The 8,399-nt window shown below is 60.0% G+C and carries 9 protein-coding genes and 1 pseudogene; 3 read left to right on the forward strand and 7 right to left on the reverse strand.

The annotated features are described in order from the left end of the window. Positions 1–463: ParA family protein (locus OP495_RS15525; RefSeq protein WP_280570589.1), on the reverse strand; the 463-nt coding region annotated here is incomplete at its 3' end. A gap of 327 nt (positions 464–790) precedes the next feature. Further along, positions 791–1,384, reverse strand: a complete 594-nt coding sequence (locus tag OP495_RS15530; protein ID WP_280570591.1) for a recombinase family protein — start codon at positions 1,382–1,384, stop codon at positions 791–793. 118 nt (positions 1,385–1,502) lie between these two features. Here OP495_RS15530 and OP495_RS15535 point away from each other — a divergent pair, with 118 nt between their 5' ends. From OP495_RS15535 to OP495_RS15545, 3 genes are all read left to right on the forward strand, one after another. Further along, complete coding sequence (locus OP495_RS15535) at positions 1,503–1,907, forward strand: hypothetical protein (RefSeq protein ID WP_280564799.1); 405 nt, start codon at positions 1,503–1,505, stop codon at positions 1,905–1,907. A gap of 1,497 nt (positions 1,908–3,404) precedes the next feature. Beyond that, a complete protein-coding gene (locus tag OP495_RS15540) occupies positions 3,405–4,346 on the forward strand; it encodes an integrase domain-containing protein (protein WP_280570592.1) in 942 nt (313 codons plus the stop codon). Positions 4,347–5,122: 776 nt separating this feature from the next. Then, a complete protein-coding gene (locus OP495_RS15545) occupies positions 5,123–5,437 on the forward strand; it encodes a hypothetical protein (protein ID WP_280564797.1) in 315 nt (104 codons plus the stop codon). Positions 5,438–5,496: 59 nt separating this feature from the next. On the opposite strand, the gene OP495_RS15550 is transcribed toward OP495_RS15545, so the two are convergent. From OP495_RS15550 to OP495_RS15570, 5 genes and pseudogenes are all read right to left on the reverse strand, one after another. Then, complete coding sequence (locus OP495_RS15550; RefSeq protein WP_280570594.1) at positions 5,497–6,861, reverse strand: replication protein; 1,365 nt, start codon at positions 6,859–6,861, stop codon at positions 5,497–5,499. Between the two features lie 304 nt (positions 6,862–7,165). Further along, positions 7,166–7,453 (reverse strand): helix-turn-helix transcriptional regulator, encoded by a 288-nt coding sequence (locus OP495_RS15555; protein WP_280570596.1) that lies wholly within the window; start codon positions 7,451–7,453, stop codon positions 7,166–7,168. Further along, positions 7,440–7,772 (reverse strand): type II toxin-antitoxin system RelE/ParE family toxin, encoded by a 333-nt coding sequence (locus tag OP495_RS15560; RefSeq protein WP_280564803.1) that lies wholly within the window; start codon positions 7,770–7,772, stop codon positions 7,440–7,442. Before OP495_RS15560 ends, OP495_RS15555 begins: the two co-directional genes overlap by 14 nt. 58 nt (positions 7,773–7,830) lie before the next feature. Then, entirely contained in the window at positions 7,831–8,073 is a 243-nt protein-coding gene (locus OP495_RS15565) for a hypothetical protein (protein WP_280564802.1), read from the reverse strand. Positions 8,074–8,106: 33 nt separating this feature from the next. Further along, a pseudogene (locus tag OP495_RS15570) lies at positions 8,107–8,399 on the reverse strand (hypothetical protein); the annotation flags it as partial.

The raw sequence follows: 8,399 nt of genomic DNA on the forward strand, positions 1-8,399 counted from the left end.
GGGCTTCCTCAAGCTCACGGGAGCTGTCGCCGACACGGCTCAGCGCAATGACGATGCGCTCCACCGGTACGCCGTGCTCGCTGACCAGGGTGTTGGCCAAGAGCACGGTGGGCTCCAGGTCGTCCAGGGATAGGCCGGCAGGCAACACTGCCAGGTGTGACTTCTGCCCGATCTCGGCGATCGCCCGGGTCGCATGCGGCGCGCCGTCCAACACCATGAGGTCATAGGCGTCAGCGATCCGGAGGGCCTGGCCCACGGTGCCGAACGTCTCGACGGCCACCACAGGCTCGATGCCGCGACTCAGACGGCGCTGAAGCCAGGTAAAGCTCGTGGACTGATTAATATCCAAGTCACCGATCTTCACGTTCCAATCGGCGGCGGCGTAGGTCGTGGCGATGGCCCGGGCCACGGTGGACTTGCCCACCCCGCCCTTTTGGCTCACCACACCGATGATGTAGCCCATGGCGCCTGCCCCCTTTGCGTTATTACGTCAATGCGTTAAAGCGTTACTATTGAAACCGGCTCCATGGTGAAAGAGGCGCCACCCAATAGGTTGCCCTTGTCAGTATAACGCAATAATAAAATAACGCTTTAACGCAAAAAAGAAAGCCACCTCGATGGGCGTTCGAATTGTTCAGGGGCATGGGTGGAAATCTGGCCAGACTAGTTCCGCGTGATGAAGCGGCTTGAAGGCTCTCCCCATATAATTAGATCCCTTCACGCCCCACCACCGGCGCCTCCTGCTAAATCCGGAGCTTCTCCATCTCAGCGGCTTCAGGCTCACACTCAGTCAGCAACTGCTGAGCTTGGGGAGGTTCACCGCCTTGGCCAGGCCCTCCCGCTCCAGGGAAGCATTCAGCGTCACCCGGCTGACCCCGAAGTGCTTGGCCACCTCGGTCTTGGTGATCTCGGGGTCGGCCAGCATCGCTACCGCCTTGTGCACGTCTGCGGCTGACATAACGGGACGGCGCCCTCCCTTGCGACCGCGGGCTCTGGCCGACACCAGGCCAGCCAGGGTCCGTTCCCGGATCAGACTGTGCTCGAACTCCGCCAGGGCACCAAAGATGTGGAACACCAGCTTGCCGCCGGCACTGGCGGTATCGATCGCCTCGGTAAGCGACCGAAAGCCCACGCTGCGGGCATCCAGCTCGTGGATCAGCTCCACTAGGTCCTTGAGCGAGCGGGCCAGGCGGTCGAGCTTCCACACCACCAGGGTATCGCCGTCGCGCAGGGTGCGCAGGCAGGCCTGCAGCTCAGGGCGCTCTCGCTTGGTGCCGGTAACACGCTCTTCGAAGACCTGCTCGCAGCCGGCTTTCTTGAGAGCATCACGCTGCAGCCGGGAGTTCTGGTCCTGGGTACTGACGCGGGCATAGCCGATGATCATGCGCCCTCCTTAGCATGTCGACCTGTACGAAAACAAACACTCGTTTATTTTACACCATGGCTTCAAAGCGATGGCCGTGCCAAGGTTTGGTATGAGTACCCGTCTAGGGGGGATGGCTATGACGGACAAGGACACGGCCGCCACGGGACTACAGGCAGCCACCACGATCTTGGGAAAGTGGGGTGCCAGCAGTGAGCAGGGCACAGCAATCCTGCGTGTCTCCCTTGACACCTATGCGCGTGCCAGGCGCCATGATCCAGAATGGCAGCTCAACCTGGATGAAGACCAGCTCACTCGGATCAGCTACGTGCTGAACATTCATGCAGCTCTTCGCGTGATATTCGACAATCCCAAGAACCTCTATGGCTTCATGGCCATGGCCAACCACAACGAAGGCTTCAATGGCCGGTCACCGCTGGAAGTCATCGCCTACGGCGACATTGTTTCACTGCGCGAGACATGGCTACGCGTGAACATGGAACGTCCAGTGATCGTGGGTGATGAAGGAAGGTTCAATCTTTGACTGCCGTGCAGTCGGGGCGGCGATGGTGGCTCAATCACGAAAGCTTCTTTGGCATACCAGGAAAGCACGGTGTCCATGGACACATTTTTCGACTTCCACACCATCATCTGGCTCGGATCAGGTGTAAATCTCATGTTCTATCCTGGCTATCAGATCCAGCACCTGCTGAGGATCTTCTTGCATGACATTGATGGGAGCCCCATTGCCTCATGTTTGATAACGCTCCCCCGTAGCCGTTCATGCGGCGTATCGCGTCGATTCGTCATCACAGCCTCCATCGGGCAACCGAGAAACGGGCCTTTTCTATACATAGAAAGGTTTACGCGATTTCTTTACGGGAAACCAGCCCCGCAGAGCGCCTTGGGGGGGCTGGTCGCCTGACGTAAAGAAAACGACCGATTGGCAGCGCATCCGGGCGCTCCGCGAGTGAAAGCACCCAGCTGACGCGATTTCGCGACCTCAACTCTCAGCTCTCGAGACCGGAACCAGTTCAACCGCATACAGATAACCCGGCTGCGGCGGGCTTCACACAGCCAGCAAGTCGAGGTAATCTAGCCCCGTAACTGTCGCACAGTGACCGGGGATGCCGACCCCGAAAACAACACGGTCCTTTCAGTCCTGTCCTCGGGCAGCGGGGTAGCTGGCCTCGAAATCCAGAACAGCATTCTCGGCTTCGGCCCTTCAATCTTTGGCCTCGTGCCCTCCTCGCCTCGCCCCCTAGGGGCCTGCGGATGATGCAATACCATCGCTCGCGCTTCGCCTGCGACGGCTCTGCGCCCAATATAGGACCGTCTGAAGCGGCTCATACCGGCGCATAACCTCCCCTCTTCGCCCCGTGCGGATGAACCACCACGGCTACCGCCGTGTATTGCTGTGCCTGCGTGCCCAGCCTTCTCTCTCCTCCGTCTGCCGGCCTCCGGCGTCGGACTCACCAGCCGGCCACGGCTGTACCTCGACGGTGTTGCGCGCGTTGCCGCCGCATGTACCTGGGCGCTTCGTGCCCCGGTGCGTCATCGGCAACTCACCGCCAACGCCGGGCGCGATTGCGCCTCATCATGCCGCCCAACGCATGCGATGCCGTCCCACCCGCGTCTCCTCGCTCCGAGGAGACGCGGGAGCCCACTGGCCAGCTAGCCGCTCAACCACGCGGCTTTCATCCAAGCTCTCGCCGGACAAAAACCGACGAAACGCCTGCCACGGCGCAACGCCGTACCTGAAACGTGACAGCGATCCTAGGCGGCTCTCCTCGCAGGGAACCGGGCTTCACGCCTCAGCCGGAGCCGGTGGCGTAATGCCGCCACCAGCATGCGCAGCCCCGCGCCATAGCACCTGTAGGGGTCGTGTCACATCACTACAGCGATACCAGTCCGCAGTTGGGAAACGTCTGCGACACCAAAACGCCGCCTCCACGGTCTGCGCTTACCGTCACGAGCGCGCATCACTTACCGCATAGAACGGGGCATGGGGGCCCACCAACTACCGAAACAGGAGCGAAGCATGGCCAAAGGCACAAACTTCGGATTAAAGACCCGCGACCTGGCCAAGGCGGGTCGGTTCGCTGTCAACGAGATGGCCAGGGCAGGAACCATGGCATACGCCAGTGCTGCAACCTTAGGGCAGCGCTGGCAGGCGTTCGCCGCCTACGCCAAGGAGGCAGGCGTGAAGCGCCTAGAGGGCATCACAGGACAGCTCGTGGCGTCCTACGCACAGTCCATCGCTGCACGCGTGGCAGGCGGAGAGCTCTCCGCCGCGTATGGGCAAAACCTCGTGAGTGCCGTCAATTCGGTGATGACGCTCGCCACCCAAGGGGCATGGGAGTCCGTGAGCCCCACCAAGGACGGCGGCATCGCCGCACGTGTGAACGTGCGTACGGAGATCCCGGACGGCCTCGACAGGGCAGGCGTGACGGCAGCGGCGGAGGCGCTGCGCAGCCAGAAAAACGCCAACGGCGCCACCGTGGTGGAATTGGCCCGTGATTTCGGACTACGGGCCAAGGAAGCCTCACTCCTGGACGCACGCCAGGTGCTCCAGGAAGCCAGCGAACGAGGCCGCGTGACGATCAGTGCGGGTACCAAGGGTGGGCGCACGCGAGAAGTACCCATCACGCACCCTCGTCAGCTGGAGACGCTAGCCAAAGCCGCCGCCGTCCAGGAGCAAGCACGAAGCCTGATCCCCGCGAATCAGACCTGGGCGCAATGGGAGGAAACCAGTCTCAGGCAGACTCGGGAAACACTTCAGGAACACAGTATCAGCCGGATTCACGAACTCCGAGCCGCCTACGCCGTGGAACGCTATCAGGCGGAAACCGGCCACCTCCCTCGGATGATGAATGGCAAAGCCAGCCGGACAGAAGATCGGGCCGCGCGGTTAGTCGTGGCACGTGAGTTGGGGCATTCACGCATCGCCATCACAGTATCCTACCTGGGGACGATGCGATGATTCCGGGAAACATCCACCATGCCCTCCGGCAGTACGCAGCAAAGGGAAACAAGGCAGCAAGGCGCCGGCAGTTGAAACGGGTGGAAAGGTTCGTGGCTTGGTGTGGCTGCGATCCTCGACAAACGGGACGCGGCCACGTGCATCGTTACTTCTCAGCCAAGGGCTTTGCACCCACCACGGCGCGTGACCATTGGTACGCCATCCGCTTGCTGTGGCAAGTGATGGGGCGGTATGGCGACCCGCCGAAGCCACCACATATGCCCTAAAGATGGTAAGCCGGCACCTATTGTGCATACGCGCAATGTTGTGCTTTCCACCATCAATGGCGGTTTCGGTGATTCGCGCCTCGGCCGATCACATATGCGAGGGAGCCCAGGGAATCAGGATTATGGCGCTTATCGTGATCAAACACAGACGGCTCATCCAGCGAAACGGTGGCAGATACTACCTGGCTCAGATATCCACACAGCGCCCGTCACAGAGGTCCTCGAGGCATTTCGCGACCAAGACTCCCACCCCTCACCCAAACTCTCGGGGCAGCAATCGGTGACGGATTCTACCTAGCTTCCGCCATCCATAATTTGTGAGCACAAACTCCCAGCCTAGTCCCGCAAAGCCTGGGGTGGCGAGGTCCAAGCCTTTTTCGCGACCAAAGCCCCCCACCCACGTCTCTGTCGCGTTAGCACAGAGACGCCATCATCGATGGCGTTCTCAGCCTAAGTGAAACTGGCACTATGGCAACAAAGGGTTTTTCCTTGCTCTAAGAGAACACCAATATGACAACTTCCAATGCTGTTGCCATTCTCCTTCCACTCGGCATCCTATTCACCGCCCTGCTGCTGTTCGGTGGAGGGCTCGCCTGGGCCCGCTACCGCGACCGTCAAGAATGCCATAATCGCGAACAACAAACTCAAACGGTTCTGGAACAGATCGAGCCCTGGGCCGGCTCCCGGGCAGCTTCTTGGGCTTGGTATCAAACCTATCCGATCTCCGCCCTAGGCGGGCTAACAGCCGAGCAACTAGTTTCCCAGGGCCGTACCTGTGAAGTTCTAGCCTATCTGGAGCACATCCGCGAAGGCGGTTACTCTTGATCCCAAATGCCTCAGAGGCTCCGCCACTAGAAATACGGACACGGTTGGGTACACCCAAATTAAGCATCAGCTAGCATCCTCTGTACATGACTTAAGCTTGTGCCCATTTCCTTAGCGATATTGCGCATGCTCAAGCCCTTTGTACGCAACGCCCAGGCCACTTCACGGCGGTGTTGCACCATGGAATCGTAAACCGCACGCTCCTGAACACCAGCCGCGCGGCGCACCTGACGCTTACGCTCGGCATCACGACGCCGCGCCTCGCCCTTGCTTACGATTGTGCGCAGCTCGTGCTGCTCGTCGTCTGTGACCGCAAAGCGCTCGATTAGCGTTGCGTTGCGGGGCGTGTACAGTGGGGGCACCTTGCGACCACCGAAGTCCACCACCTCGCCCTGAAAGTAGGCCTTGGTCTTATGGTATACCGTGCTCAGCTCCGACTTATCGTAGCTCCACCCAGGGGCCAGCGATGCGGCTAGTGCCTGGGCCTCCTTCCAGAAGCTCGCCGGTGTCACCGCATGGGACAGAGCCATAAAGTTCAGGCTCCAGAATAAGAACAGCATGCGCTGCCCCTTAAGCGGTTCGGGACCTCCCTGGTAAGCGGTACGCATTTCCGCTAGGGTGCGCAGGTCCTCAAGGCGGTGCCAGGCCAGCTCCTGGTAGTTGATGCGTTTCAGACCATGGCGTCCGCCCTTCACTACCGTCAGCGACGGTTTCGCGTGCCAGCGGGGCAGTTGGCTGGTTTTTCCCGCTATACGCTGCTTGCGTTCCTCTGCCAGCTGTTCCCTGGCTAAGGGAGCCACCTCGTCAAAGATCACGTCGAAGGGATAACGGATCGGCATGCCATCACCACCATCCGTGACCCAGATGACCTCGCAGCGCTGCCCGGTCTTGGTGTTGACGGTGTGCTCGAGCCGCAGGACACGCGAGGCATCACGAGCCTGAGGATCAGACCCGATCTGCTGGAAGCGCTCTCCCAACTGCTTCTGAGCGAAGTTCCAGCGGGGCAGCGCGGCTCTAGGCAGAGGGCTCGTGAGGATCCATTTCAAGTGTACGCCGCGGCCGCTGTAGACAATCAGCGAGGGGGGCGGTATGCCTTCATCCTTGCAGACCATCAGCACTGCGCGACGCCACTCCTCAGGCGGCATGTGGTGTCGTGAAACGGGATCCAAATCGCAGAATAGCAGTGGCAGGCTGTACAGGTTAACCGCCCGCCGGTTAGGGCGCATGAACTGAGCTTGAGACAGGTAGCAGTCCCTATCGCGGGGAGCTGCCTGGATTACCTTGTCGAGAAAGGCAACGCGGAAGGACTGCTGTCGCATGTCACCGCCTTTCTGGCGGGCGAGCAATGCGATGTACGCAGCCTCTGATACCCCGTGGTAGAACGATGGCTCAGTAATAAGAGAAAGCTGGTGTGGAGGTTTCATGCTCGTCCCCTGCCCATGCAGCGCAGGCGACGTAGACCAGCTTTATTTTGAACGATGTCCCGCAGCACTTGGCAGACGGGTTCAGAGTGGGTCATAATTTCCTCACACAGTATGTAGCGCCCTCACCCCGTTCATCCGCCAAGAGTCCCGGAGTGGGGGCGTTGTCTTTTCCGCCTATCGACGATCCCTCAATTCGTACGTCCCATCCTACCAGCCGTCCACTCTTTTGATTTAAAAGAATTTCTTTAAATCGTCGTACGGTATTCTTTTATTTTTCAGTAACCTATGGCCCCATAAGGTAGCATCAGGCTACCTCTAGGCGCAGATCCTTCCCACAGGCTTCCAGGTAGCGCCGCACGGTGCTGATAGATGGGGAGTGCTTGCCAGACGCCAGTGCTCGCTCCATACGGGCAATAGCGGGCGCCTTGGTGCCCATCCGATCGGCCACATCAGCCTGTGTCAGCCCGGCTTCACGGCGTGCCTGTAGCAGCATGTCCAGCAGGGCGAACTCTTCACGGTTGACCCGCTCGTACTCCTTGCGAACCTCGCGGTTCTCCAGAGCCTTCGCTTTCAGTTGCTCATGAGTCAGCATCCCTCACCTCCTTCAGCCGCTTCTCGGCCAGTGTCTTGTGCCGCTTCGGCGTCTTCTGATCTTTCTTCACAAAGCAGTGGAGTATCACGATCCGTTGCTCGATGCGGGTACAGAAGAACACCCGGGCGATGCCCTCGGCGCCTTTCAGCCGCAGCTCGAACAACCCCTTGCCGAATGCCTTGGTGTGCGGCTCTCCTAGATTCGGCCCGGCATCGACCATGCGGTCGGTCAGGCTGATGTACCTGGCCAGCAGCGTCGGCGGCAGCTTAAGGACCTCTTGCTGGAGATCCTCATTGTAGTACTCGATAGCATAGGGCATAGACAAATAAATAACAAATTTGTTAACTTAAAACAGCTCGATAAGTCCCTTCTCCTCTTTATGCCCCTCCTTTTCGCTCCATGTACTCGTTCACCGCCGTCTCGAACACCTCAACCATGCTCATGTCGTGCGCCACAGCGAAGGCCTTCAAGCGGCGGCGCAACTCGGGGCTCACCCTGAAGTTACAAGGCACGGTGGTGCCGGCCTCGGGCTTACTGGTGTGGTTGCCCACCACGTGGGAGGTTTGCGTCGGCTGCGGGGGAAGCCCCTTGCTGCCGGGTTTCTTGCTGGGTGCGGCCATGTCGTCGACTCCTTGCGTTAATGCATCATTGCGTTAATTAGTTACAGATTCTAGGTGGTTGATGATGGCTTGAATCAGCCGGTCCGCCTGCTCGCGCGGCCCCTTGTAGGGAGTCTCCACCACGGACAGGCCGCTGTCCTGTGCACGGCGCAGCGCGGTCTTCTCCGGTATCTGCGAGTCGAGCACGTGATACGGGGTCGCCTTCAGGTAAGCGTGGGCTTCCTCAAGCTCACGGGAGCTGTCGCCGACACGGCTCAGCGCAATGACGATGCGCTCCACCGGTACGCCGTGCTCGCTGACCAGGGTGTTGGCCAAGAGCACGGTGG

Source organism: Chromohalobacter sp. 296-RDG, from assembly GCF_029889885.1.
Lineage (GTDB): Bacteria > Pseudomonadota > Gammaproteobacteria > Pseudomonadales > Halomonadaceae > Chromohalobacter.

Coding starts and splice junctions, on each gene's coding strand:
- OP495_RS15565 (WP_280564802.1), bottom strand. CDS start 8,073: ATGGCCGCACCCAGCAAGAAACCCGGCAGCAAGGGGCTTCCCCCGCAG.
- OP495_RS15540 (WP_280570592.1), top strand. CDS start 3,405: ATGGCCAAAGGCACAAACTTCGGATTAAAGACCCGCGACCTGGCCAAG.
- OP495_RS15555 (WP_280570596.1), bottom strand. CDS start 7,453: ATGCTGACTCATGAGCAACTGAAAGCGAAGGCTCTGGAGAACCGCGAG.
- OP495_RS15550 (WP_280570594.1), bottom strand. CDS start 6,861: ATGAAACCTCCACACCAGCTTTCTCTTATTACTGAGCCATCGTTCTAC.
- OP495_RS15535 (WP_280564799.1), top strand. CDS start 1,503: ATGACGGACAAGGACACGGCCGCCACGGGACTACAGGCAGCCACCACG.
- OP495_RS15530 (WP_280570591.1), bottom strand. CDS start 1,384: ATGATCATCGGCTATGCCCGCGTCAGTACCCAGGACCAGAACTCCCGG.
- OP495_RS15545 (WP_280564797.1), top strand. CDS start 5,123: ATGACAACTTCCAATGCTGTTGCCATTCTCCTTCCACTCGGCATCCTA.
- OP495_RS15560 (WP_280564803.1), bottom strand. CDS start 7,772: ATGCCCTATGCTATCGAGTACTACAATGAGGATCTCCAGCAAGAGGTC.